The sequence below is a fragment of the Pseudomonas sp. Soil_N_39 genome, assembly GCF_057655955.1.
In genome coordinates this window covers 1-22,928 of sequence record NZ_JBDGLI010000036.1, presented here as the reverse complement: position 1 = coordinate 22,928, position 22,928 = coordinate 1, and the positions used below count along the sequence as shown (strand labels likewise).

At 59.0% G+C, this 22,928-nt stretch carries 23 protein-coding genes, 1 tRNA gene and 1 pseudogene; 16 read left to right on the top strand and 9 right to left on the bottom strand.

The window, feature by feature from the left end; all coding sequences use genetic code 11:
* Together AC3A5O_RS28680 and AC3A5O_RS28675 are read left to right on the top strand one after the other, a co-directional pair.
* Nucleotides 1–76 (top strand) — tRNA-Gly (locus AC3A5O_RS28680).
* Nucleotides 77–313: 237 nt separating this feature from the next.
* Nucleotides 314–946 (top strand): LysE family translocator, encoded by a 633-nt coding sequence (locus tag AC3A5O_RS28675; protein ID WP_072406398.1) that lies wholly within the window; start codon nucleotides 314–316, stop codon nucleotides 944–946.
* Between the two features lie 21 nt (nucleotides 947–967).
* On the opposite strand, the gene AC3A5O_RS28670 is transcribed toward AC3A5O_RS28675, so the two are convergent.
* From AC3A5O_RS28670 to AC3A5O_RS28655, 4 genes are all read right to left on the bottom strand, one after another.
* Entirely contained in the window at nucleotides 968–2,224 is a 1,257-nt protein-coding gene (locus AC3A5O_RS28670) for an aminotransferase-like domain-containing protein (RefSeq protein ID WP_487754014.1), read from the bottom strand.
* A gap of 58 nt (nucleotides 2,225–2,282) precedes the next feature.
* A complete protein-coding gene (locus tag AC3A5O_RS28665) occupies nucleotides 2,283–3,428 on the bottom strand; it encodes a trans-sulfuration enzyme family protein (RefSeq protein ID WP_305467903.1) in 1,146 nt (381 codons plus the stop codon).
* A complete protein-coding gene (gene amrS, locus AC3A5O_RS28660) occupies nucleotides 3,425–4,909 on the bottom strand; it encodes an AmmeMemoRadiSam system radical SAM enzyme (protein WP_122565929.1) in 1,485 nt (494 codons plus the stop codon). Before amrS ends, AC3A5O_RS28665 begins: the two co-directional genes overlap by 4 nt.
* Nucleotides 4,910–5,011: 102 nt before the next feature.
* Entirely contained in the window at nucleotides 5,012–5,725 is a 714-nt protein-coding gene (locus tag AC3A5O_RS28655; protein ID WP_122565928.1) for a YczE/YyaS/YitT family protein, read from the bottom strand.
* Between the two features lie 198 nt (nucleotides 5,726–5,923).
* Between AC3A5O_RS28655 and AC3A5O_RS28650 the strand changes: the two genes are divergently transcribed.
* Nucleotides 5,924–6,355 (top strand): Lrp/AsnC family transcriptional regulator, encoded by a 432-nt coding sequence (locus tag AC3A5O_RS28650; RefSeq protein WP_122565927.1) that lies wholly within the window; start codon nucleotides 5,924–5,926, stop codon nucleotides 6,353–6,355.
* A 19-nt stretch (nucleotides 6,356–6,374) separates the two neighbouring features.
* On the opposite strand, the gene AC3A5O_RS28645 is transcribed toward AC3A5O_RS28650, so the two are convergent.
* Nucleotides 6,375–7,244 (bottom strand): response regulator transcription factor, encoded by an 870-nt coding sequence (locus tag AC3A5O_RS28645; RefSeq protein ID WP_305471252.1) that lies wholly within the window; start codon nucleotides 7,242–7,244, stop codon nucleotides 6,375–6,377.
* A gap of 300 nt (nucleotides 7,245–7,544) precedes the next feature.
* Between AC3A5O_RS28645 and AC3A5O_RS28640 the strand changes: the two genes are divergently transcribed.
* From AC3A5O_RS28640 to AC3A5O_RS28585, 12 genes are all read left to right on the top strand, one after another.
* Complete coding sequence (locus AC3A5O_RS28640) at nucleotides 7,545–7,739, top strand: Flp family type IVb pilin (RefSeq protein ID WP_008070254.1); 195 nt, start codon at nucleotides 7,545–7,547, stop codon at nucleotides 7,737–7,739.
* A gap of 153 nt (nucleotides 7,740–7,892) precedes the next feature.
* Nucleotides 7,893–8,087: a Flp family type IVb pilin gene (locus AC3A5O_RS28635; protein ID WP_122565925.1), complete on the top strand. Its 195-nt coding sequence runs from the start codon at nucleotides 7,893–7,895 to the stop codon at nucleotides 8,085–8,087.
* Between the two features lie 28 nt (nucleotides 8,088–8,115).
* Nucleotides 8,116–8,646: an A24 family peptidase gene (locus AC3A5O_RS28630; protein WP_460082488.1), complete on the top strand. Its 531-nt coding sequence runs from the start codon at nucleotides 8,116–8,118 to the stop codon at nucleotides 8,644–8,646.
* Nucleotides 8,647–8,648: 2 nt separating this feature from the next.
* Nucleotides 8,649–9,977 (top strand): P-loop NTPase family protein, encoded by a 1,329-nt coding sequence (locus AC3A5O_RS28625; protein WP_122565923.1) that lies wholly within the window; start codon nucleotides 8,649–8,651, stop codon nucleotides 9,975–9,977.
* A 15-nt stretch (nucleotides 9,978–9,992) separates the two neighbouring features.
* Nucleotides 9,993–10,808 carry a Flp pilus assembly protein CpaB gene (gene cpaB, locus AC3A5O_RS28620; protein ID WP_305482338.1) on the top strand — a complete coding sequence of 272 codons (816 nt, stop codon included), beginning with the start codon at nucleotides 9,993–9,995 and terminating at the stop codon, nucleotides 10,806–10,808.
* 71 nt (nucleotides 10,809–10,879) lie between these two features.
* Complete coding sequence (locus AC3A5O_RS28615; RefSeq protein WP_305482339.1) at nucleotides 10,880–12,196, top strand: TadE/TadG family type IV pilus assembly protein; 1,317 nt, start codon at nucleotides 10,880–10,882, stop codon at nucleotides 12,194–12,196.
* Nucleotides 12,197–12,204: 8 nt separating this feature from the next.
* Nucleotides 12,205–12,684 carry a TadE/TadG family type IV pilus assembly protein gene (locus AC3A5O_RS28610; protein ID WP_305482340.1) on the top strand — a complete coding sequence of 160 codons (480 nt, stop codon included), beginning with the start codon at nucleotides 12,205–12,207 and terminating at the stop codon, nucleotides 12,682–12,684.
* Entirely contained in the window at nucleotides 12,684–13,178 is a 495-nt protein-coding gene (locus AC3A5O_RS28605) for a TadE/TadG family type IV pilus assembly protein (protein WP_305482341.1), read from the top strand. Before AC3A5O_RS28610 ends, AC3A5O_RS28605 begins: the two co-directional genes overlap by 1 nt.
* A complete protein-coding gene (locus AC3A5O_RS28600) occupies nucleotides 13,172–14,392 on the top strand; it encodes an AAA family ATPase (RefSeq protein ID WP_122565918.1) in 1,221 nt (406 codons plus the stop codon). Before AC3A5O_RS28605 ends, AC3A5O_RS28600 begins: the two co-directional genes overlap by 7 nt.
* A gap of 3 nt (nucleotides 14,393–14,395) precedes the next feature.
* Nucleotides 14,396–15,838 (top strand): TadA family conjugal transfer-associated ATPase, encoded by a 1,443-nt coding sequence (locus AC3A5O_RS28595; protein WP_487754013.1) that lies wholly within the window; start codon nucleotides 14,396–14,398, stop codon nucleotides 15,836–15,838.
* On the top strand, nucleotides 15,835–16,821 hold the full coding sequence (locus tag AC3A5O_RS28590) for a type II secretion system F family protein (protein ID WP_305490900.1): 987 nt from the start codon (nucleotides 15,835–15,837) through the stop codon (nucleotides 16,819–16,821). Before AC3A5O_RS28595 ends, AC3A5O_RS28590 begins: the two co-directional genes overlap by 4 nt.
* Before the next feature lie 27 nt (nucleotides 16,822–16,848).
* Nucleotides 16,849–17,814: a type II secretion system F family protein gene (locus AC3A5O_RS28585; protein WP_487754012.1), complete on the top strand. Its 966-nt coding sequence runs from the start codon at nucleotides 16,849–16,851 to the stop codon at nucleotides 17,812–17,814.
* A gap of 428 nt (nucleotides 17,815–18,242) precedes the next feature.
* Here the strand turns inward: AC3A5O_RS28585 and AC3A5O_RS28580 are convergent, their stop codons facing one another.
* The 4 genes from AC3A5O_RS28580 to AC3A5O_RS28565 all read right to left on the bottom strand — a co-directional run bounded on the left by AC3A5O_RS28580 (nucleotide 18,243) and on the right by AC3A5O_RS28565 (nucleotide 21,629).
* Entirely contained in the window at nucleotides 18,243–18,512 is a 270-nt protein-coding gene (locus tag AC3A5O_RS28580; RefSeq protein ID WP_122565911.1) for a DUF3613 domain-containing protein, read from the bottom strand.
* Nucleotides 18,513–18,534: 22 nt separating this feature from the next.
* Nucleotides 18,535–19,248 (bottom strand): tetratricopeptide repeat protein, encoded by a 714-nt coding sequence (locus AC3A5O_RS28575; RefSeq protein ID WP_305467896.1) that lies wholly within the window; start codon nucleotides 19,246–19,248, stop codon nucleotides 18,535–18,537.
* 56 nt (nucleotides 19,249–19,304) lie between these two features.
* Entirely contained in the window at nucleotides 19,305–20,528 is a 1,224-nt protein-coding gene (locus AC3A5O_RS28570) for a type II and III secretion system protein family protein (protein WP_487754011.1), read from the bottom strand.
* Between the two features lie 474 nt (nucleotides 20,529–21,002).
* Nucleotides 21,003–21,629 (bottom strand): alanyl-tRNA editing protein, encoded by a 627-nt coding sequence (locus tag AC3A5O_RS28565; protein WP_487754010.1) that lies wholly within the window; start codon nucleotides 21,627–21,629, stop codon nucleotides 21,003–21,005.
* Nucleotides 21,630–21,719: 90 nt separating this feature from the next.
* Between AC3A5O_RS28565 and AC3A5O_RS28560 the strand changes: the two are divergent.
* A pseudogene (locus tag AC3A5O_RS28560) lies at nucleotides 21,720–22,719 on the top strand (LysR family transcriptional regulator).
* Nucleotides 22,720–22,928: the final 209 nt, after the last annotated feature.

Below are 22,928 nucleotides of genomic sequence, written 5' to 3'. Positions count from 1 at the left end.
GCGGGAATAGCTCAGTTGGTAGAGCACGACCTTGCCAAGGTCGGGGTCGCGAGTTCGAGTCTCGTTTCCCGCTCCAAATTAAAAAAAACGCCGCTCATACGAGCGGCGTTTTTTTATGCGCGTGAAAAGGCCATGGTTTTTAACGAACGATTTTGTTGTCTGAGGGCGCTTTCCGCGCTTTACCTTAATAATGAAGGTGACGCGAACGTACTTCATGCAAAACTTAAGGGAAAACGCTCAAGAAGATTAATAGTTCATTCCTAAAGAAAAGCACTTCTCCTAACCTTCCAGTACCCGTTCTGGAGGTGCACTTATGCTGATTTTTGTTAAATCGATGGTCATTGGGCTGTGCATTGCCGCCCCTGTGGGACCTATTGGGCTGCTGTGCATACAGAGAAGCCTCATGCTGGGATGGCGAGCCGGTTTCGCGACGGGATTAGGGGCCGCCACCGCCGATTCGATCTATGGATTCATCGGGGCCCTGGGGGTCACGGCCATCATCGCGACGCTCATCAGCTTTAAACCTTGGTTGTGTATCTTTGGCGGGCTGTTCCTCGCCTACATTGGCTATCAGACAATACGATCGAAGGGCGGCGCGACCGCCATGGCGGGTGAGCGGGCCAACATGTTCAAAGCCTACTCGACCACGCTGTTCCTGACCCTGTCGAACCCCATGACCATCTTGTCGTTCATCGCGATATTTGCCGCGTTGAGTGATGGCATGGCCAGTGATCAAGGCGGCCAGCACGCCTTGCTGCCAATGGTGACCGGTATATTCCTGGGTTCGGCTGCCTGGTGGCTGGGGTTGAGCGGGTTTTCCTCCATTTTCAAGGCGCGGATTGCCGAATCGAAGCTGAGGCTGATCAACTACTTTTCAGGGGCGACCATCACCATTCTGGGGGCCTACCAGGTCGCCACTGGCGTCATGCTGGCTACGGCAACCTGATCTGATCCGCGTAACGAGGTCTTACTGCCGTCTGGACTCAACATACGCCCTGAAACGGCCTATTGCCTGGGTGACGTCCGGGGCGGTGGCATTGCTGAATGAAAGCCTGACCTGGTTAGCCGCTTCATTCGTCAGCGAAAATAAAGTGGTGGGGAATACGATTACCTTGAACTGCTGGGCGCATTCGCGCATTTCGCAATACCCAAAAGCGAAAGGCAGCTGCAGATTGATGAAGAAGCCGCCTGCCGGATGGTTCCAGCTGACCGTTCTTTGGCCGCCGACCTTGGGTGGGAATTCACGCTCCAGGCATTCAAGCATGTGGTTTCTTTTGTTCGTATAGGACAACACCCTGGGTTGGTTCAGCCCTTTCAACGAGTAGTCGTTCTCGATCAGCAAGCCGGCGACGACCGCTTGGCACAGGGCAGGGGTGTTGACGGTGATCAAGCTCTTGGCCTTGCACAACTTTGTGCTGAACGACATGACGCCGGGGCCCAGCGGCGCGACCACATACCCCATGCGCACGCCCGGAAAAATCGATTTGGCAAAGGAGCCCAGCAAGAACACCCGACTGCTGTCGATGGACTTCATGGACGCAATGGCCTCGCCTTCATACCTGAAGTAACGGTAGGCCGTGTCTTCCAGGATGAAAAAGTTCTTTTCACTGGCCAAGGAAAGCATGGCTGTCCTGGCGTCATAGGAAAGGCTGTCGGCGGTCGGATTGCTGAAGTCCGGAATGGCATAGAGTGCTTTGGTTTTTTCCCCTCTGGATTCAAGTTCTTCAATGATCTTGCGCAGGGCGATCGGGTCGAGAAAGGCCGCCATGGGGACGGGGACTATTTTTATGCCCAGCAGTTTTGCGATGCCCGTGACCCCGGAAAACACCGGGTCAGGCACTAATAAAACCCCGCCGCCTTCAAAGATGGACAGTAGCGTCAAGGTACAGGCTTCCTGAAACCCCAGGCACACCACGATGCTTTCAGGGTTGGAGACGGTTATCCCTTCATCGACCTGCAAATAGGTGGCGATTATTTCATTGATGATTCCCGAGGTTTTTCCATATTGGCAAAGCAGCGTCGCCAGTGATTGCTCGGTGCCGGCAACGTGATGTTTGTATCGGGCCAGTCCCCTGTCGATGAGAGAAAGGTCGCACTGCTGATCGTCGGGTCGACCGGAGGCCAGTGAAATGGCCTCCGGGTTTTCCTGGGCGATGGAATTAAGAAGGTGGATGACGTTCAGGATGGGGTCTTCGAATATCGTGTTTTCGAATGCGCTGGACACTTTTTTCTCCATAAAAAAAGCAACGAGCCAGTGAAGGCTCGTTGCTTGTGCTGACACGTTATGCAGGATCGAGTGAGTGTTTCTGATCGACCTTGCTTTCCATGGTTTCGAATGCCTGTAGCAGGTCCTCCTTGAGGTCTTCAAGATCCTCCAGGCCAAAGCACAATCGAACCAGGCCTTTCTCGATGCCCATGTCCGCTTTTTCCTGATCCGTCATCGAGGCGTGGCTGCCACTGAAGGGTTGGGCGACCATCGAGGTCACGCAGGCCATACCGGTGCCTGTGCCAAACCATTTGAGTGCGCCGGTGAATGTTTTATAAAAGGGCACCAGGTCGGGCCGTATATCAACAAACACAATGCCGCCATAACCGGTCAACTGCTGGCCATCGATGCGTGGGTAATAGACATGCTCGATAAAAGGCAGCTCGCGCAGATAATTGAGCATGCTTGCTGTCGTCTGGCTGTGTTTTTCCATGCGCAGGTTGAACGTCTGCATGCTCCTGCGCAGCAACCAGGCGCTATTGGGGGTGAGTATCGTGCCTGAGTAGAAGCGGCCCTCAAGAAGACGGTTGTAAATCGTCTCATTGTTGACCAGCACCAGCCCTCCCATGACATCACTGTGTCCAGAGAAGTATTTGGTGGCGCTGTACAGGGAAATGTCGGCGCCAAAATTCAACGGCTTCTGAAAGATTGGCGTGGCCCAGGTATTGTCGACGACCACCAGCGCCTGCGGGTTGTGTTGCTTGACGGCCCGGCTGACCGCGTGGATATCAATGTCTTTCAGGAACGGGTTGGTCGGTGTTTCGAAAATGACCATGTCGACGTTCGCCGGCAAGTCCTTCAACCCCTCTGCCGTGGTGAGATCCAGAATCGCCAGGTGCGCGCCGATACGTGCCGCATAGCGCTGGAACAATTTATAAGAACAGCCATAGATGTATTTGTTGATGACCAGCGAAGCTCCCGGTTTCAACAGTTCCAACACCATATAAATCGCGCTCATCCCGGTGCTGTAGGCCAGGGCATATTCGCTGCCTTCCAGGGACGCGACGACCTGTTCCAGTTCACTCACATTGGGATTGGCTTTCCTTGAATAGAAGAAGGCCGAGTCAGCGTTGAAAGCGCTGCACTGATAAATAGGTGTTACCGAAGGGTGGGCGTCCCGGTCATCCACCTTGATATGAAGTATTTCAGTAGACGTTTTCATGCTTGGCTGACCAGTTTGATGACCTGTTCATACATGTTTTGCTTGCCCTCGTAACCCACGGTCGGGGTGATGTCATTTTGCGAAATGCCAATCTCTTCAATCGACTCTGTCGGGAAGTGAGCCCTGTCGAAGACTTCATGAAGGTTGGAGTTCACGCCGTTGGGAAGCCAGACCTCAGGGCCTGTTTCATCGATGCGAGCCTTGGCAATGATGAATCGATAGCTTTCATGCGGGCGCAGGGTCAGTGATTTCCACTCGCTGTTATGTCCGTCCGTGTAGTTGCGTCGCAGGTAGACGGTCTGTTCGAAGTCTTCGGTATTCAGCACTTGGGCGTGCAGTGACACGATGTCCCCGTGCCATTCGAACTTGCGTTTCTCGTAAGTGCTCAACGCATCCTCGCGCAGCTCGACGGGGGCGTTCGCCTGGTGTTCGCCGAGTAATTTGAAATGCGCATCATGCCCGCATTGAGAGCAGCACCCTTTACTGTCCAGTCCGATGATTTCAGCGTTCAAGCCATAACGAGTGACGAGCAGGGCGTTACAGTGGTTGCAACTGGTGTTGGTCCCCTCGACGTCATTCACGTTCCCCAGGTACACGTGCTCGACACCCATGCTGCGAGCGACGTCCCGAGCCTTCAGGAGCCTGTCCACAGGTGTACGGATGCTGTTGCTCATCTTGTAATCGGGGTGAAACCTGACGAAGTGCAGCGGTACGTTCGGGCCCAGTTCATCCAGGACCCACTGGCTGATTTTCCGGGCCGTTTCTTCGTCGTCGCTGATGTCGGTCACCATCAAGGTGCTGACCTCGACATATTTGCCGGCGTCATAGACTTTCTTGATACCGGCCAGGACGGGTTCTACCCAGCCGGTGGTGACCTTGCGGTAGTATTCCGGGGAAATGGATTTCAGCGAAATCGAGAAAATATCGATGACTGGCAATAACTCATCAATGGCTTCTTCACTGATGAAGAATGCCGATTTATAGAGATTGATCAGACCTGCTTCCTTGGCCAGCTTTGCCGTGTCGAGGATGAATTCGTGCCAGACGACGGGATCGTTATAGGTCCAGGAAATGACGCGTATGCCGTGCTTGAGAGCGGTTTCCACTACCTGCTCAGGGGTGTAGTAGTAAACGTCCTTGTCGGTGACGTATTTGGCCTGCGATGTCTTCCAGTTATGACAGTAACCGCAGTTGAGCATGCAGCCGATATTGCCCAGGGACAGAATCCGCTCCCCAGGGGCAAAGTGGAAAACGGCTTCGGTTTCGATGGTCTCTTCGGTGCTGTGAACGCCTTTGCCGTAGTTCAATGTAACGAGCCTGCCCCCACGGTTTCCGCGCACTTTGCAAAAACCTACCTTGCCTTCCTGGATGACACAGTTGCGTGGGGAAAGATGACACTTCACAGCGCCCCCGGGGAGTATTTCTTCGAGTTTTGCCGGGCTGCTTTCCAAGGTCCAGTTTTTATTTTTTGTAGTGTCCATCTTTCACTCCTCATCACGGAAGTTGCCATCAGTAGCATCGGTTTGAAAAAGTCGAGGCGAAACAATTTTGCCGCCCTATAGGGCAGTCATAGTTATGGGTTATTAGTAAGCGGATGAAGCGCTCATCAATCCATAGTTTTTAAGCGCAAAGCGCTTGGCATTCATATTCATGAACGGTTGAATAAGCGGGCCGATCACCAGCAGAAATGCAATTGTGCCTATACCGAAGGGCCCGCCTAAAAGCCAACCGCTGGAAAAGATGCCGATTTCAATGAGCATTTTGGCTTTGGTGAACGACCAGTTCCATTTGGAGACCATGGTCAGCACCACCAGGTCCATGATCCTGATGCCGATACCGCTCATGATGATCAATGCGGAGGAATAGGCACACAGCACCAGCCCCGAGGCCAATAACGCGTACTCATTCAGCCTGACGATCAAGTACTCGCCGAGTCCCAGCCACGACCAGAGATCAATCAACAGCCCGGTCAGCGTGGTGGTAATGAAGGGACTTATCGGCGGGTATTTTTTGTTCCAGAGCATCCACCATGTCAGGAAAAACAGCGACACGATCGCCGAGCAAACACCCATGCCCAGCGTGAGTATTTTATCGATGGAGATGATCAAGACGTCTAAAGGATCAGTACCCAGTTGACTGATGATGAAGCACTTGGCGCCCAGCGAAAAGAAACTGACACCCATCAGGTACATCAGTAACTGATCTTTCTTGAAATACCGAAGACTTAGGACTTGCGTGCCAATGTGTTGAACGAGCGGGTGAGGTTTTTTTTCACACTTTTTCTTTTCATCTTCCATGCGAGCACCATCCCTGGAGAGAATATTTTATTATGAGTGCGTCACGCAAAAGAGCAGGGCTGTTGATTGCCCGGATTCTTTTCTGGTCTTTCAGGCTGGAAATAGACTAGCGCCATGCTTTATTTTGGTGCATGCTTTTTTTAATGAAAAACGCGGGCTTTTCATTAAAATTTATACTTTTAACCGGGGAAAACGCACATGGATCGTATAGACGTCAAAATCCTGGGTAAGGTACAGGACTGTGGTCGCATTTCCATCACAGAGCTTTCCAAGCACGCGGGGCTTTCTATTCCTGCCACTAACGACAGGTTGCGCAAACTTGAAGACTCCGGGGTCATCAAGGGCTATTGCGCTCAGTTGGATCCGACCAAGCTGGGCTACGGCATATCGGCTGTCGTCGGCATCACCACCCTCAAGCCGGCGAAAGCCAAATTGATCGCGACACTCACCGACATACCCGAAGTCGTCGAGTGCCTGCACATCACGGGAAACGACTCCTATCTGATCCGGATCTACGCCAGATCCATGGCAGAGATCGAGGACATCATTGCGAAAATCAACGCGTACGGTGAGACGCGTACCAGCATTGTCCTGTCCATTCCTATCGAGAGAAGAAAGCTCGTTCCGTGAGCCAGGGCGTCGGCCACCATCAACCCTCAAGGCTGTGCACCAGGTTTTCAATCGCTTCCAGGGCCGCCTCATCCGGAGGCGGCGGAGTAGGATTTGCACTGCGCATCTGGTACGCGAGCCGGTACTCACTGGGCGTGCAACTGGCGTATTGCTTGAAGGCGCGGGCGAAGTAGGACGGGTCCTTGAAGCCGGCCTCGTAGCCGATGCTGGTGATGGGCATCTGGCTGTTATCGAGCAATTCCTTGGCGAAGCTCATGCGTTTGTTCAGCACATAGTCGGTGAAACCGAGCCCATTGGCTTCCTTGAACACCCGGCTGAAGCGAAACGTCGTCATGCCGCAGCGCTTGGCCAGGTCGCGCTGATCGATGCTGTCGCGAAAATGCTGGTCGATGTACAGCATGATGTGACTGAGGGCCTGGTGCTTCTGGTGCCCAGAGGTCAGGCGAATGCTGTCCGGCAGGGTCGGGGCGTGGTCGATCTGCGACGTCTTTCCCCGGCCATTGGCATTGCGGCGCAGCTCGCACAGTTGCGTCACGGCCGTGAGGTAGCGCTTTCGCTCGGCGACGGACAAGGGCAGCACCATGTATTCCCAAACGCTTGAGCGCATGGCCCACACCGCCAGCTCTTCGGAGTGCTGCACGGTGAACATGGTGATGGGCGTGCCCGGCACGATCCGCTTGATCTCCAACAGGCGTCGCAGGCCCGCCGTGTCCGGGCGGTCGAAATGGATGCAGATCATGTCGGCCTGTTCCGCGCTGGACAGCATGGCGTTTTTTGCCAGCGTGCAGTCGCACGTGTCCTGGAACAGGGAGACGAGTTCCTGGGTGGATCGATCATGAGTCAGATCAACCCATAACAGCTTTGGCTTTGCAGTCGGGTTTGGCGCCATAGGACGACTACTCACAGGTGCTTGCTGCCCTTTAGCTAGCAGTATTGTCACTGTGCCATCACTTCGCCGAATAATTTTTTATAAAAATTCGATCTTTTAGCGCCAGCTCCCTCGTGGGAAGCCCGTATCGGCCTGTTGCACGGATGGATTCCCCGTCCCGGAGCCTTCGCCACGCGGCGCAAAAAAATCCTAGCGATGTGCAAAATCCTCCTAACGGCTATGACCACCTGCTGACTAGGGTTGCATCAGGCAGTTCGCAATGTACTGCCCCCGATAAACAACCCCGATGAGGTGTGCGAAATGACTCTTCAAACAATCAAGGCTTCGGTACTGAAGTTCGCCAAAGATGAAGATGGCCTGACCATTGTGGAATACGCCGTGGCCGGTGGGTTGATCACCGTATTGGTGGCCGCGGCGTTTGTGCTTCTGGGCGGTGCCGTGAATACCAAGATCCGTGCACTGTGCCAGGCGGTCAACGGCAACGTTGCCTGCTGACAGTAACTTGCGCTGAAGGGGACACGGTTACTTTCAAGGAATACCGCTTGCGACTCTTTTGCAGTGAGTACAACGAATCAATCAAATGGACTTCGCGCTGTCCCCTCAAACAAGTTTCCTAGCAGTACCCCTGATTAGCGTGAGGTTCATGAAATGACTTTCCAGACAATAAAAACTTCGATCAGTACGTTCGCCAAAGATGAAGACGGCCTGACCATCGTGGAATACGCGGTGGCGGGGGGCTTGATCACGGTGCTGGTGGCGGCGGCGTTCGTCCTTCTAGGCGGTGTCGTGGATACCAAGATCCGGGCGCTGTGCCAAGCCGCCAATGGCAACGTCGCCTGCTAACGATAACCACCCCCTAGGGAGACGCATCATGTCCATGGAACTGCTGGTGTCGACGGTACTGCTACTGGGACTGCTGGGCGTGGCGGTGGTGAGCGATCTGCGTCGCCACCGCATCCCCAACACGCTGGTCCTGTTGGGCCTGGCCCTGGGATTGGCCGGCCAGGTGTATACCGGCGGGATCGGCGGCCTGGGCGACAGCCTGCTGGGCATGCTGATCTGTTTCGGGTTGTTCCTGCCCATGTACGCGGTCGGTGGCATGGCCGCCGGTGACGTCAAGCTGATGACCATGGTCGGCAGCTTCCTGCCTTTTCATTACGCACTGTGGGCGGCGCTGTTCAGCCTGATCGCCGGCGGTGTATGCGGTGTCCTGATCGTCCTGGCCCGCGGCCAACTGCTCCAGACCCTGGGACGCTACTGGTTGATGGTGCGAGCCCAGGCTTATCTGGCGCCGACTTCGGACGAAGTGGCCGGTAAACCCTTTCCTTATTCGATTGCGATCCTGATCGGTACTTTGAACAGCGTTTACTGGCAACTGGTTGCCGGCGGCTGGGGAGTCTAGTCATGCACGTCATCAACGATAGCGATGCCTACCCCAGCGAACGGGAAGCGGTACAACGCCTGGCGCCACAGCCATGCACCATTCGCGACACCGGCTTGAGCGACAGCTTCCTGGGTGAGTTGGTGTGTAAGCACCTTCACGATGGCGGCGTGCTGGATATGTCGCGACTGGTCGAGCGCCTGGCCCTGACCGGCGCGGTGTTGGAGGAAGTGCTGGCGTTTCTGCGCAAGGACGGTCGTGTCGAAGTGCTGGGCCAGTTGGGGCAAACCGGTGGGCAGACGCTGCGTTATGGCCTGACCGAGCGCGGCCGCAGTTCGGCCCGCGATGCCTTGGCCCGTAGCGGCTACATCGGTGCGGCGCCATTCCCGGTCAGTACCTATCGCTCGCTGATCAAGATCCAGACCATCCACCACGGTCGCATTACCGCCAAGGACATGAACCAGGCGTTGGCGGGGATGGTGCTGAGCCAAGGCATGCTCGACCAGTTGGGCGTTGCCCTGAATTCAGGGCGGGCGATCATGATCTACGGCCCGGCGGGCACGGGCAAAACCTACGTCAGCAGCCGGCTGATCCGGTTGTTTGCCGAAGCCATCTGGGTGCCCCATGCCATCGTTATCAACGAGTCGGTGATCGAAATCTACGACCCGCAGGTGCACCAGCGCCTGGACGACAACGGCCAAACGAACAACCTGATGCTCAACGAAGGCATCGACCGCCGGCTGCTGTGCTGCAAACGCCCGATCGTCATCACCGGCGGCGAGCTGAGCATGGAGCAGTTGGACGTGCGCTACGACCCGTTCACCCGGCAATACCAGGCGGCGTTGCAACTCAAGGCCAGCAACGGCCTGTTCATCATCGATGACATGGGCCGCCAGCGCATGGCGCCCGCCGAGTTACTCAATCGCTGGATCGTGCCCATGGAGGAGAAGCGCGACTTCATCAACTTGGGCGGCGGTCGGCATTGCGAACTGCCGTTCGACCTGGTGCTGGTGTTTTCCACCAACCTCAACCCCCTCGAATTGGCCGATGAGGCCTTCCTGCGGCGCATTGGCTACAAAGTGCAGTTCGGCTACCTCAAGCCCGAGGAGTACGAACGCATCTGGCGCCAGGAGTGCGAACGCCTGGGCATCCCGTTTGACCCGCTGTTGGTGCGTTATGTGCTGCAGCAGTTGTATGCAGGCGAAGGCATGCCGCTGGTGCCTTGCCATCCCCGTGACCTGTTGAACATGGCGCTCGACCGCCAACGTTACCTGGGCGGTTCCGGCCCCCTGTCGCCGCAAGAACTGGAATGGGCCTGGCACAACTACTTCGTTCAGCTCGACTTCCTTTGATCTGGAGATACCGACATGAGCTCTCGTACGCTTCCCCTGATAGGCGTTTCCCTGGTAATGGGCCTTGGTGCCGCATGGATGGCTGACGCCTGGCTAAGCGCACGACTCAACGCGTCCCCCGATGATCATCTGCGAAGCGTGGTGGTCGCGACGGTGGAAATTCCCTTCGGGCAAATGGTCGAGGCCCAGCAAGTCACCACCGTGCGCATGCCCATGGACACGATCCCGGACGATGCCTTCGATGCCAGCGAACAGGCCGTGGGCAAGATCGCCACCTTCGACATCCTACGCGGCGACATCGTGCGGGGCGCGCGTCTGAGTGAGCACTTGGGCGGCAGCACCCTGGCTTCGCTGATCGCACCGGACAAACGCGCCATTTCGGTCCGCGTGGATGATGTGGTCGGCGTGGGTGGCTTCCTCTTGCCGGGCAACCGGGTCGATGTACTGGCGACCAAGACCACCAGCGCCGGCAGCAACAGCGCCACGTCCCGGACCATCCTGGAAAACCTGCGGGTGCTGGCGGTGGACCAGACCGCGGGTACCGACAAGACCCAGCCGGTGGTGGTGCGGGCCGTGACCCTGGAAATGTCGGTCACCGAAGCGGAAGCGCTGGTCACTGCGCAGACCGAAGGCAAGCTGCAATTGGCCTTGCGCAACCCGTTGAACCTGGAGAAAAAGCCCGTGGCCGTTGCGCCGCCAGCCCCTGCGCCGGTCATGGCCATGGCGGTCGCCCCGGTACCAAAACCTGTGGTGTTGCGCAGTGCCAAGCCGCAAGGCGGGGCGATCACGCTGATCCGCGGAGTTGAAAGCAGCGTGATCAATGTCCGCTGAATAGCCCCCCCATGCCAGGCCCTTGTGAGCCGTGGCGATACCGATCCTCAAACGTTGTAGATGAGGGCTCGATGATGAATGCCAATATCCGGCGCCAGGGAGGGGCGGTGAGTGTACTGATGGTGATCGCGCTGGTGGCGATTTCCATGATGGCGGCCTTGGCCCTGGATGGCGGGCACATGCTGCTGAACAAGACGCGCCTGCAGAATGCGGTGGACGCCGCGGCCTTGGGCGGCGCCAAGACCCTGAGCCAGGTGAGCGGTGGCATCAACATGGCCAGCACGACCCGCGCCGCGGCCCTGGACACGCTCAACAGAAATGCCAACGCCTTGGGCAATACCGAGCTGGCCACCGCGGTCGCCGGCAACCCGGGCGCGTTTGCCGTAGTGGAGCTGTCCAGCAGCGTCTACGGCCCGTTCTCCTATCCCGGGCCTACCGATGCCAAATACGTGCGGGTGTCGGTGGCCAGCTATCAGTTGAACGGGTTTTTCTGGAGTTTCGTGCAAACCATGGGCAGCGCCGGCTTGGGTAACAAGCGCGTGGCGGCGATCGCCACGGCGGGCCCCAGCCCCACCTCGCCTTGTGACCTGGCGCCGTTGATGGTTTGTGGCGACCCCACTCAATACAACCCGGCCGCCGGCAACTTCTGGGGGTATCAGTTTGGTGACCTGGAAGTCTTGAAAACGGCGGCGGGGAACACATCGCCCATCGGCCCCGGCAACTTCCAACTGCTGGACTTCGGCTCAGGCGGCAGTGCGGTCCGGGAGGACCTGGCCGGCGGTGGCTCGGTCTGCCGCAGTGTCGGCGACAACGTCCAGACGGCGCCAGGTAACAAAGCCGGCCCGACCTCCCAGGGCTTGAACACGCGCTTTGGTATCTACAACGGCCCGGTCAGTTCTTCGGACTATCCACCGGACCTGGTCACGGCTTCGGGCACCCCGGCGATCACCTACAACGATGCGCTTTCCCAGGCGCAATACAAAGGCCAAACCGTGACGTCGAGCAACGGCGATCTCTCGGCGGGCGGCGAGGCGATACAGGACTACAACGACTGGCGGGCCAGCGTCGCCGCCTGTGTGGCGGGAGGCGCCAGTGGTTGTGAAAGCAACGGGGTTTTCGAACGCCGGATGCTGAAGATCGTGATTGGCGATTGCGCCGGGAAACTGAGCGGTTCGACGTCGATTCCGGTCTTGGGGTTCGGCTGTTATTTCGTCCTGCAGCCGGTGAACGGTGGTGGTTCGGAGTCCATCATCTTTGGTCAGTTCGTCCAGGAGTGCGAGGGCGACAACGTCCCCGGCCCCACGCCGTCCACCGATTCCGGCCCGCAGATCATCCAGCTCTACAAAACCTATCTCAACGGCAGCGGCACTCCGAGCACCGACTCGTAGGAGGCGTCATGGGACTTTCTCATTTCAAACCCGCGCAAGCCCAGCAAGGCGTGGCGCTGGTGGAATTCACCCTGGTGCTGCCATTGCTGCTGTTGTTGCTGCTGGCCTTCGGCGAGTTCGGTCGCATGCTCTACCAGTACAACGTGCTGCTGCAGGCCAGTCGCGATGCTGGGCGCTTCGTCGCCAGCCAGGCGTGGAACACCACCCTTGGCTCCGTCGCCTTGGGCAGCACGCTCATGACCCAGACAAAAAACGTTGCGGTGTATGGCGTGCCCAGCGCGACGGGAGCCGCCGTAGTGTCAGGCTTGACCACGGCGAATGTGCAGGTCGCCGCCGAGGGCATCGATCATGTGCGCGTCACCATTACCTACACCTTCTGCCCGGTGATTGGCGCGGGTAACTGCGCGGGTTCGATCCCTGGGTTTTTCGGCAGTGCCATTCCACTGGGCATCCCGTTGGTCGCGACCACTGTCATGAGGGCGCTGTGATGAATCACAAACACATGCGCGGCACTTACATCGTGGAGTTCTCCTTCGTCGGCTTGCTGGTGTTCATCCTGCTGTTCGGCGTGGTGGAAATGGGACGGTTGTATTTCACGGTCAATGCGCTGGATGAAGCGGCGCGCCGTGGCGTGCGGCTGGCGGCGGTGTGCAATGTCAGCGATCCGGTGGTGTTGCGCCGGGCTATCTTCAACGCCGCGACGGACACCGGCACCAGTCAATTGATCAGCAACCTGGCGACGTCTAACCTGGCGCTGACCTACCTGGACGTCAATGGCGCCGTGGTGGCGAACCCTACCGACACGTCCGGTGCCTCCGGGTTTCGTGCTATCCGCTATGTCCGGCTGAGCGTGCAGAACTTCGTCTTCAACCTGTTCATTCCCGGCTTGGGCGTGCCCATTACCTTGCCCACGTTCAGGGCAACCTTGCCACGCGAAAGCCTTGGGCGTCATTCCGATTCCGGGGAGATCACACCATGCTGAATACCAGGGAACACCCGCTTTCGACTACCACTGGCAGAGCCGGGCTGCGGATACTGATCAGCAGCCGCGATGCCACGTCCCTGCGTGACCTGCAATGCGTCTGCCAACGCATGCCTGGCCTTGAGGTCAGCACGCGCCTGGTCAGCAACGGCCATGTCGATCCGCTCTACGGCCTGGACCGCATGCCCGACCTATTGCTGTTGCGCGTCAGCCATCTGTGGCGCGAAGAGCTGTCGGCGTTGTTGCAACGTCCGGCCCATGAACGTCCGCCGATGCTGGTGTGCGGTCCCTTGGGCGAGCAGGAGGGCATGCGCCTGGCGATGCAGGCCGGTGCCCGGGATGTGTTGCCCGAACCCATCGCCGATACGGAGTTGGTGGCGGCGCTCAATCGCCTGGTGACGGAAGTCCGCCTCGGCAACGGCAACGAAGGGAAGCTGATCGCGGTAATCAGCGCCAAGGGCGGCTCCGGCGCAACCCTGGTGGCGTGCAACCTGGCCCAGCAGCTCAGCGCTCGGGCAGGCAATACGCTGTTGCTGGACATGGACCTGCAATTTGGCAGCGTGACCCATTACCTGGACGTGGCGCAGTCCCACAGTCATCTGGAAGTGCTGCAGCAGATCGATGAGATGGACAGTGTCGCGTTGCGGGGTTTTTGCAGCCACTTCAGCCCGACCCTGCACGTCCTCGGAGGCCGGGCTGGCGAGTTGTGCCTGCCCCAGGACGCCCAGCCCGAACAGCTCGACGCCCTGTTGCAACTGGCCCGCGCCAGTTATGACTGGGTGGTGGTGGACCTGCCGCGGCAGATCGATCACCTCACCGGCTCCGTGCTGGAACAGGTGGATCGGGTGTATGTGGTGGTGCAGCAGAGCGTCAGCCACCTGCGCGATGCCAGCGCCCTGGTGCGGATCCTTCGCGAAGACCTGGGCGTGCGTGGGGAGCAGTTGCAGATCCTGATCAACCGCTATGACAAAAACGCCGCCGTCAGCCTCAAGGACATCGGTGAGGCCCTGCGTTGCGCGAACCTGTCGAAATTGCCCAATGACTTCAACCTGGTCAGCCAGAGTCAGAACACTGGCGTGCCGTTGGGGCTGCATGCGCCGAAGGCGGCCATTACCACCGCCCTGCGCGATTTGACCGAAGACCTGGTCGGTCACCAGATGGCCACGGACAAGGGCTTGCTTAAACGTGCCTTCAACCGTTTTTTCGGGGGATGACCCATGATCAGCGACTTTCGTAACCGCTTGCGCAAACAGCCCGCCAAACCTGGCGCCGCAGCGGGCGCCCAGCCCGGCGACGGTTTGCCGGACCCCACGGACGCATTGATGGCCTGGGAGCAGGCCATCCCCGACGTGCTGTATGAAACCCGCAGCCAGGTCACCCCGGTGGAGGCCGAATGGCGGGAAAAGATCTACCAGCAACTGCTCAAGGTCATGGACCTGTCGTTGCTCGATGCCCTTGAACCGGTCGAGGCCGCGCGGCAGATACGCGATATCTGCCAGCGCCTGCTCGAGGAGCACTCGGCACCGGTGAGTACCGCCAGTCGGCAGTTGATCATCAAGCAGATCACCGACGAAGTGCTCGGCCTCGGGCCGCTGGAACCGCTGTTGGCCGACCACAGCGTGTCCGACATCCTGGTCAACGGATTTGCCTCGGTCTACGTCGAGCGCTTCGGCAAGCTGCAACGCACCGACGTGCGTTTTCGCGACGACCAGCATTTGCTGAACATCATCGACCGCATCGTCTCCAGCCTGGGACGCCGTATCGACGAGTCTTCGCCGCTGGTGGATGCCCGGCTCAAGGACGGTTCGCGGGTCAACGCGATCATTCCACCGCTGGCCATCGACGGTCCGAGCATGTCGATCCGGCGTTTCGCCGTGGACCTGCTCAACACCGACAGCCTGATCCAGGTCGGCACCATGACCCCGGCCATTGCCTTGTTGCTCAAGGCCATTGTTCGCGGGCGCCTGAACGTACTGATCTCCGGCGGGACCGGCAGCGGCAAGACCACCATGCTCAACGTGCTGTCCAGTTTCATCCCCCACAACGAGCGCATCGTCACCATCGAGGATTCGGCCGAGCTGCAACTGCAACAGCCCCACGTGGTGCGCCTGGAAACCCGGCCGTCGAACATCGAGGGGCGCGGCGAGGTGAGCCAGCGGGAACTGGTGCGCAACAGCCTGCGCATGCGCCCGGACCGCATTGTCATCGGTGAGGTGCGCGGTGCCGAGGCGATGGACATGCTCACCGCGATGAACACCGGCCACGACGGTTCGCTGACCACCATTCACGCCAACACCGCACGGGATGCGCTGGGGCGAATCGAGAATATGGTGTCGATGACCGGGGCGACGTTTCCGATCAAGGCCATGCGTCAACAAATTGCCTCGGCCATCGATGTGGTGATCCAACTGGAGCGTCAAGAAGACGGCAAGCGACGCGTGGTGAGCATGCAAGAGATCAACGGGATGGAGGGGGAGGTCATCACCATGACCGAAATTTTCTCCTTCGTGCGCCAGGGCATCGGCGAGCACGGCGAGGTGCTTGGCGAATATCGGCCCAGTGGCATGATCCCGGCTTTCCGCGATGTGCTGGCCAAGCGCGGCATCGAGTTGCCGCTGACCTTGTTTCGCCCTGAGTGGATGGAGGGCCGCACGTCATGAACAATATCCCCAGTGAGTTCATCCTGGTTTTCCTTGGCATGGTGTTCATCGCCGTGTTCCTGCTGTCCCAGGGCGTGGTGGTGCCGGTGTTCGGTGAAGCCGGCAAGATGCGCAAGCGTATTCGCGGACGCCTGCATGTGCTGGAGAAGGCCAACCACCTGCCCAACATGCAGACCGTGTTGCGACAGAAGTACCTGACGCGCCTGTCCCCCTTGGAAGCCCGTCTGGAACAACTGCCGTTCATGGCCAACCTGACGCAACTGATCGAGCAGGCCGGGCATGAATACCGGGCTTATCGGGTGATGCTGCTCGGCCTGATCCTGGGGGCGGCGGCGGGTGTCTTGGTGCTGATGGTCTCGCCGCTCTGGTGGATGGCGCTGCTGGCGGCCTTTGCAGTGACCTGGGTGCCGGTGCTGAAAATCCTGCGTGACCGCAACAAGCGTTTCGCCGCGTTCGAGGAAGGTTTGCCGGATGCGCTGGACGCCATGTGCCGAGCCTTGCGCGCCGGGCACCCGTTCAATGAAACCTTGCGGCTGGTCGCCGAGGAGCACAAGGGACCGGTCGCCCAGGAGTTCGGCATGACCTTTTCCGACATCAACTACGGCAACGACGTGCGCCGGGCCATGCTCGGGCTGCTGGAGCGGATGCCGAGCATGACGGTGATGATGCTGGTGACGTCGATCCTCATCCATCGCGAGACTGGCGGCAATTTGACCGAAGTGCTGGAGCGTCTGAGCCGCTTGATTCGCGGGCGTTTCCGGTTCCAGCGCAAGATCAAGACGCTGTCGGCGGAAGGGCGGATGTCGGCGTGGGTGCTGGTGGCGATCCCGTTCGTGCTGGCGATCGCCATCGTGCTCACCAGCCCCAGCTACATGCCGGTGCTGATCAATGACCCCATAGGGCACAAGCTGATCATCGGCGCGTTCTGCGCCATGTTGATCGGGATTTTCTGGATAAGAAAGATCATCCGGATCCAGGTTTAAGCGCTGTTGCGCCGCGAGGTTTCAGTCATGGACTTTTTACTCGGATTGTTGAGTCGGTTGACCGGCAACGAAGAGTTGGCACGCCTGTTGTTCATCGGCGCGATTGGCCTCAGTACAGTGCTGGCGGCCGTCGCGCTCCTGCTATTGATGCTGGGCCTGCAGGATCCGGTGCAGCGGCGCCTGGCGCTGATCAAGCGCGGTTATGGCGGCAACACCGCAGGGCAGGAGGCGCCCGGTAACCTGCAGCTCTTGTTGGAACGGGTCGGCCAGCGCTTTGCTTCCACCGACCAGGCCCACACGTCGGCCACCCAGACCTTGCTGACCCACGCCGGTTACCGTTCAGCCTCGGCGGTGCAGATGTATTGGGCCGTGCGCCTGATGCTGCCGCTGTTGCTGGTTGGCGTTGCGTTGTTGCTGCTGCCGATGGTCAAGGTTTCATTGGCTATCGGCTTGCTGGTGGTGGTCCTTATCGCGGGCATCGGCTGGCTGCTGCCGGCGATCTACGTCGGCAAACGCAAGCAGGCCCGCCAAGGCCGGCTGCGCGCCGCGTTCCCGGATGCGCTGGATCTGATGGTGGTCTGCGTCGAGTCGGGCCTGGCCCTGCCCACGACGATTGAACGGGTGGCTGAAGAGATGTCGGTCAGTCAGGTGGAACTGGCCGAGGAGCTGGCGTTGGTCAATGCGCAGATCCGGGCGGGCATCACCAGTACCGAGGCGCTCAAGCAACTGGCCGTGCGCACCGGGCTGGAGGATATCCAGGGCCTGGTCAGCCTGCTGGCGCAAAGTATCCGTTTCGGCACCAGCGTGGCCGATACCTTGCGGATCTATGCCGATGAGTTTCGCGACCGACGGACCCAGGCGGCGGAAGAAATGGGGGCCAAGATTGGCACCAAGTTGATCTTTCCGCTGATTTTCTGCCTGTGGCCGAGCTTCTTTCTTGTCGCCATTGGCCCGGCCATGATTGGTGTGTTCAGGGCTTTCGGGAATATGTAGGACACACGGTATCTATTGTGGGAGCGAGCTTGCTCGCGATAGCGGTTCGACAGTCAATGAAGGTGCTGACTGGGAGACCGCCATCGCGAGCAAGCTCGCTCCCACAGGTTTTCCGGCGCCCACCTACTGATCACTCCAGCCAACACACCGCTCTGTGGCGAGGGAGCTTGCTCCCGCTGGGCTGCGCAGCGGCCCTGCTTTTGCGGCGGCTCTGCACCATTGTGGGAGCGAGCTTGCTCGCGATAGCGGTGGGTCAGTCAATGAAGGTGCTGACTACCAGTCCGCCATCGCGAGCAAGCTCGCTCCCACAGGTTCACGCCTGTGATCTGCCGATCGTTCAAGCCAAAAGACCGCAGCCTCCGGGAGCATCTACATCGGATCGAATGTAGGCACTGCCGAAGGCTGCGATCTTTCCTTTCCCACGTATTTCATTTGCTGCTGGTGATCTCTCCTGCCGAGTCCTGGTCAAAGAACTCCGGGATCGGATAGTTGAAGCTGTTGAGCCAACGCTGCATCGCCATCTCGCGCTCGGCGGCCGAGGCGGTTTGCAGGTTGGTGGAGGCCACCACGCCACGAATCTGCAGTTGCATCCAACCCTCGGTGCCTTGCTGTGCGGCTGAGGAGGGTCCTGGTTCAATGGCCCAGGCGGCGGTGGACAGGCTCACCATGCACACGATCATCAAATGTTTGCTCATCATTTCTTGAACTCCTCGTAACGCTCTACTGGACCGCGCCGGTTGAAGCATCGACGACCTCGGTCAGGCGGTTGGCGGGTGATGTCACTGCCTGAGGTGCCGCGCCCCTGATTCTTTCCGCACGGGCCTGGGCATCTGCCACTTGCTGGGGGCTGAGCTTGGCCATGTTCGCGAGCTCGGCGGCCTGCTTCCAGTTGTCCTGGTAAATCAGCAAGGTCACCATGTTGAACGCGGCCAGCGTGTCGGACTGCTGGAGCTCCATGGCGGTCATGAACTCGAAGCGGGCCTCTGAAATGCGCCGTTGATTGAGGTAGACAACCCCCAGGTCATTGCGGATCTTGCCTTCGGTCGGGGCCATTTTCGCGGCGTGTTCGAGGTATTGCGTCGCCGCCGCATTGTCATTCCTGGCGGCCGCCAATTGACCCAGGCCATGTTCACCGTCAGCGGCCAGGCAAGTCCCCTGTAGGCTTTTGTACAACGGTTCGGCCTCGTTTCGGCCCATCAGGCGCAGCACCCGAGCCTTGCGCAGGCGGACCTGGACCAAGTCCTCGGGCAAGCGTTCGAGGTTCGCCAGGCTGGCATATAAACGACCTTCGTTGGCCATGTCTTCCGCCATGTTCAAGGCCAGTTCCTGGTCGGCTCCGGGCTTGGCGCAATCGGCCGTACGTGAAGCCACCACGCCGCTGCTGGCACAACCGGCAAGCATCAAGGTCGCCGTTAATGCGATCACTGTTTTCATGGAATACCCCTTGGCGAACCGTTGGACGTCGCACGCCTTGCACACCAGGCGCCGGCTCATTGGGAAAGCCCGCTGCGGTTGTCAAACTCGCCATGTTCGAGGAAGTACATGCGGTAGAAATTCGGGTCGTAGTTGCGCAATTGCTCACCCGGCAAGCTCGGCAGTTGCGCGTCGGCCGCCAACGGTTGGACCAGGTGCGGCGTGACGATCATCAGCAGCTCGCGCTCTTCGCGGTTGATGGCGTTGTCCCGAAAGAACGCGCCGAGAATCGGCACGTCGCCCAGCCCTGGAAACTTGTTCACCTGGGAGCTGTTGCGGGTGCTGATCAGGCCGCTGATGACAAAACTTTCGCCATCGGCCAGGGCGATGCTGGTATCGGTACGGCGCACGGTGAGTGCCGGCACCAGTGTCCCGGCGATATTCACCGCGTTGGTGAAATCCAGCTCACTGACTTCCGGCGCTACCTTCAAGGCGATGCGATTCTTGCCGATGACGGTGGGGGTCAGGGTCAGGCGGATGCCGAATTCCTTGTACTCGATGGACACGTTGTCGCTGCCGGCACTGGGCACCGGGATCGGTACTTCGCCACCGGCCAGGAAGCTCGCGCTCTGCCCGCTGAGGGCCACCAGGCTTGGCCGTGCCAGGGTATAGGCAAAACCGCTGCCTTCCAGGGCGTTGATCATCAACAGGGTCTTACCGGTAGCGAAAGACAGGTTGAACATGTCGTTATTGACCGGCAATGAAGGCCGGACAACACCGCCGATGGTGGGCATGGTCCTCGGCGAGCCGAACAGGAAATTGCCACGGCTGCCGAAAATCGAGGTCGAGGCTTCCTTGAGCTTGGTCCGGCTGACTTCAACGAAACGGATGTCGGTCTGTACCTGGGCGAGCAGCATCGGGTCTTCGGAAGGTATGTTCGCAGCGCCCGTCAGCGCCTCAGTGGCCCGGCCTTTGACAAAGACCATGCTCTGGCGCGGTATTTTCGAACAATCGGTCCAGACCATCAGGCTGGTGGCGCCGGGCGCCAGACCCGTGAGGATAAAGGCATCGCTGCCACTGGGTTGCACATCGGCAATTTTCGGGTCGCCGACGGCCAACTTCGTCACGGGGGCGAGGATGCGCAGTTCGCTCTGGAGCCCTTGGCCGACCTCGAAGGTCGCCGGCAAATTGTCCAGTTGCGAACAGTTTGCCGCTGCGGCCTGGGCCGCATCCAAGCCAAGACCCATCCAGAACAGGCCATGAATGAAGTGCTTTAGAACTGGAGCAGTACGATGGGTCATGAAGTGATCCTCGGTAAAGAGGCCATCCCTAGGCTGAACTATTGCCTCGGATCACTTAAGAGGCCCGGGCTGCCCCTTTCCATCTCGCCGACCTGTTCATATGCCGGTTTCAGGCCTCGTCGCTATAAGCAAACGGGCGCATTTCTCCGGCCTGACTGAACGACAGGCAGCTTGCGAACAACTTTTCGGTTCCCGGGTCTCCGGGGTTTTCGAAGGCAACGACGGTATCGAGCAGGTCGCTTCAGGAGCGTTTTGCCGAGCCTGTCATCGCTTCTGTTTCACGGTAGTTCAAGCATGGCAAAGCGCCACGCCACGAATCAAAAAAATGACTAAAAAGTGACGGGTGGAAAAATTCGCTCACGCGAGCGTCAATAGTTTGTCTTTTCGTGTTGGGAAGGGCGATACGCAGGGCATATCTTTCTGGGGGCAGGGGAGGCCTGCGAGCCGTTTTTTGGTCGCAGGGTCTGGTGCAGATCAGGCCACGTGGTAGTGCACTGACAGTGTTCCTTTCTTTTGCGAAAGTGAGGCAATGGTGACTGTTCCCAGTTCGCGCAGGCGCTGCACGTGAGTACCGCCGCAACCGTAGGCGGCCAGCCCACCGAAACCGACTTCGCGCAGGCCTTCGCGCGACGTGATCAGGCGCGGCAGGTCGTCGGCAATCCATTCGTCGATGCCTTGCTGAATGATCGAGATGTCCAGTTCCTGAGGGTCTTCCCCAGGCTGGAACTGCACGCGGCTTTCGCCGGGCCAGTGATGGGCCTTGATCGGCTTCCAGCCACGACTTTCGGCGAAATGGCCGATCAGGTGCCCGGCCGAGTGCAGGCGTGAATGCAATTGTCGCCGCTGCGCATCCACGCGGATCGCCGCCATGCCCGAGGCCACCGGGCTGTCGACGTAATGAACGATCTGTTGCCCGTCCTGGACCACGCGCAGCACCTGGCTTGCGCCGATCCATCCAGTGTCGCAGGGCTGACCGCCACCCTGGGGGTGGAACAGTGTGGCGCGCAGCACCACGGCAAACTCATGTTCCCGGGGGCTGCAATCCAGGACTTCCACATTGGCCTCGAGGTCATCGCTATGGAAAAAGAGGCGAAGCGTCATGTGCCATATCCACATCAGAAATTGTGACGGGATTATAGGTAGGGCGTAAAAGGGTGATAATCCGTTCAAATTTCAAAGGACTGTTGCGTCATGAGCACAAATCTACCGTTGCCGCTGCTGGCCGAAATGGCCATCTTCGTCAAGGTCGTGGAAACCGGCAGCTTCTCCGAGGCGGCCCGTCAGTTGGGCTCATCACCGTCGGCCATCAGCCGCAGTATTTCCCGCCTGGAGAAAGCCCTGGCGACCCGACTGTTGCAACGCACCACCCGCAAGTTGCGTTTGAGCGATGGCGGCGAAGAGGTGTTCAAGCGCTGCCAGGAGATGGTCGCCGCCGCTCGGTCGGTGATGGAAATCAGCGGCCAGTTCACCCAGGAGGCTGAAGGGCGCATCCGCGTCAGCGTGCCCAAGGCGGTGGGGCGTTTCGTGATTCATCCGCACATGCCTGAATTTTTGCGTCGTTATCCGAAGGTCGATGTGGAGTTGTTCCTGGAGGATCGGCAGGTCGACCTGATCGATGATCACGTCGACCTGGCCATCCGGATTACCGATCAACCATCAGCCGGGCTGGTGGGGCGTCAGTTGTTGACCATTGACCACCTGCTCTGCGCCACGCCGCAATACCTGGCAGAGCATGGCGTTCCCACGCATCCCCACGACTTGCTGGAGCACAGTTGCATTTACCTGGGAGAAACGCCCAATGACGCACGTTGGAAATTCAAGAAAGGCAGCAAGACGGTCACCGTAGGTGTGCGCGGACGTTATGCGGCGAATCACACAGGTGTGCGGTTGGGGGCGGTGTTGCAGCACATCGGCATCGGCAGCCTGCCGTATTTCACCGCCCGTCATGCCTTGGAGCAGGGGTTGATCGTGCAGGTGTTGGCCGACTGGACGTTCCAGGCTTCCTACCACGGTGGCTTGTGGTTGCTGCATTCACCGACCCGCTACCTGCCGCCCAAGCTGCGGGTGTTCATCGATTATCTGGTGGAATGCCTGGCGAAGGAGCCGACCTTGTACAAGGTGGGGGGAGGGGGGGCGATCCAGCAAGGACGCGGTGCACTATGAGTTGCCGGAGAGTGATGGGTTGTTCTGACGGGCGCCATCGCGAGCAAGCTCGCTCCCACACTGGGCCGATGGTGAGTACACATTCTGTATTCACTGCAGGTCCCCTGTGGGAGCGAGCTTGCTCGCGATGAGGCCCGCCCAGGCAACACACTTCGACAAGTGTCTAGTCCTGAAATAGGTTTACACCTGTTTCAGTCTCAAAACGCCCGATGCACCGCATCGGGCGTTTTGTATTTC

Bases quoted from the DNA above. Each gene is read 5' to 3' on its own strand.
- AC3A5O_RS28675 (WP_072406398.1), top strand. From the start codon at position 314: ATGCTGATTTTTGTTAAATCGATGGTCATTGGGCTGTGCATTGCCGCC.
- AC3A5O_RS28665 (WP_305467903.1), bottom strand. From the start codon at position 3,428: ATGAAAACGTCTACTGAAATACTTCATATCAAGGTGGATGACCGGGAC.
- amrS (WP_122565929.1), bottom strand. From the start codon at position 4,909: ATGGACACTACAAAAAATAAAAACTGGACCTTGGAAAGCAGCCCGGCA.
- AC3A5O_RS28655 (WP_122565928.1), bottom strand. From the start codon at position 5,725: ATGGAAGATGAAAAGAAAAAGTGTGAAAAAAAACCTCACCCGCTCGTT.
- AC3A5O_RS28650 (WP_122565927.1), top strand. From the start codon at position 5,924: ATGGATCGTATAGACGTCAAAATCCTGGGTAAGGTACAGGACTGTGGT.
- AC3A5O_RS28645 (WP_305471252.1), bottom strand. From the start codon at position 7,244: ATGGCGCCAAACCCGACTGCAAAGCCAAAGCTGTTATGGGTTGATCTG.
- AC3A5O_RS28640 (WP_008070254.1), top strand. From the start codon at position 7,545: ATGACTCTTCAAACAATCAAGGCTTCGGTACTGAAGTTCGCCAAAGAT.
- AC3A5O_RS28635 (WP_122565925.1), top strand. From the start codon at position 7,893: ATGACTTTCCAGACAATAAAAACTTCGATCAGTACGTTCGCCAAAGAT.
- AC3A5O_RS28630 (WP_460082488.1), top strand. From the start codon at position 8,116: ATGTCCATGGAACTGCTGGTGTCGACGGTACTGCTACTGGGACTGCTG.
- AC3A5O_RS28625 (WP_122565923.1), top strand. From the start codon at position 8,649: ATGCACGTCATCAACGATAGCGATGCCTACCCCAGCGAACGGGAAGCG.
- cpaB (WP_305482338.1), top strand. From the start codon at position 9,993: ATGAGCTCTCGTACGCTTCCCCTGATAGGCGTTTCCCTGGTAATGGGC.
- AC3A5O_RS28615 (WP_305482339.1), top strand. From the start codon at position 10,880: ATGATGAATGCCAATATCCGGCGCCAGGGAGGGGCGGTGAGTGTACTG.
- AC3A5O_RS28610 (WP_305482340.1), top strand. From the start codon at position 12,205: ATGGGACTTTCTCATTTCAAACCCGCGCAAGCCCAGCAAGGCGTGGCG.
- AC3A5O_RS28605 (WP_305482341.1), top strand. From the start codon at position 12,684: ATGAATCACAAACACATGCGCGGCACTTACATCGTGGAGTTCTCCTTC.
- AC3A5O_RS28600 (WP_122565918.1), top strand. From the start codon at position 13,172: ATGCTGAATACCAGGGAACACCCGCTTTCGACTACCACTGGCAGAGCC.
- AC3A5O_RS28595 (WP_487754013.1), top strand. From the start codon at position 14,396: ATGATCAGCGACTTTCGTAACCGCTTGCGCAAACAGCCCGCCAAACCT.
- AC3A5O_RS28590 (WP_305490900.1), top strand. From the start codon at position 15,835: ATGAACAATATCCCCAGTGAGTTCATCCTGGTTTTCCTTGGCATGGTG.
- AC3A5O_RS28585 (WP_487754012.1), top strand. From the start codon at position 16,849: ATGGACTTTTTACTCGGATTGTTGAGTCGGTTGACCGGCAACGAAGAG.
- AC3A5O_RS28580 (WP_122565911.1), bottom strand. From the start codon at position 18,512: ATGATGAGCAAACATTTGATGATCGTGTGCATGGTGAGCCTGTCCACC.
- AC3A5O_RS28575 (WP_305467896.1), bottom strand. From the start codon at position 19,248: ATGAAAACAGTGATCGCATTAACGGCGACCTTGATGCTTGCCGGTTGT.
- AC3A5O_RS28570 (WP_487754011.1), bottom strand. From the start codon at position 20,528: ATGACCCATCGTACTGCTCCAGTTCTAAAGCACTTCATTCATGGCCTG.
- AC3A5O_RS28565 (WP_487754010.1), bottom strand. From the start codon at position 21,629: ATGACGCTTCGCCTCTTTTTCCATAGCGATGACCTCGAGGCCAATGTG.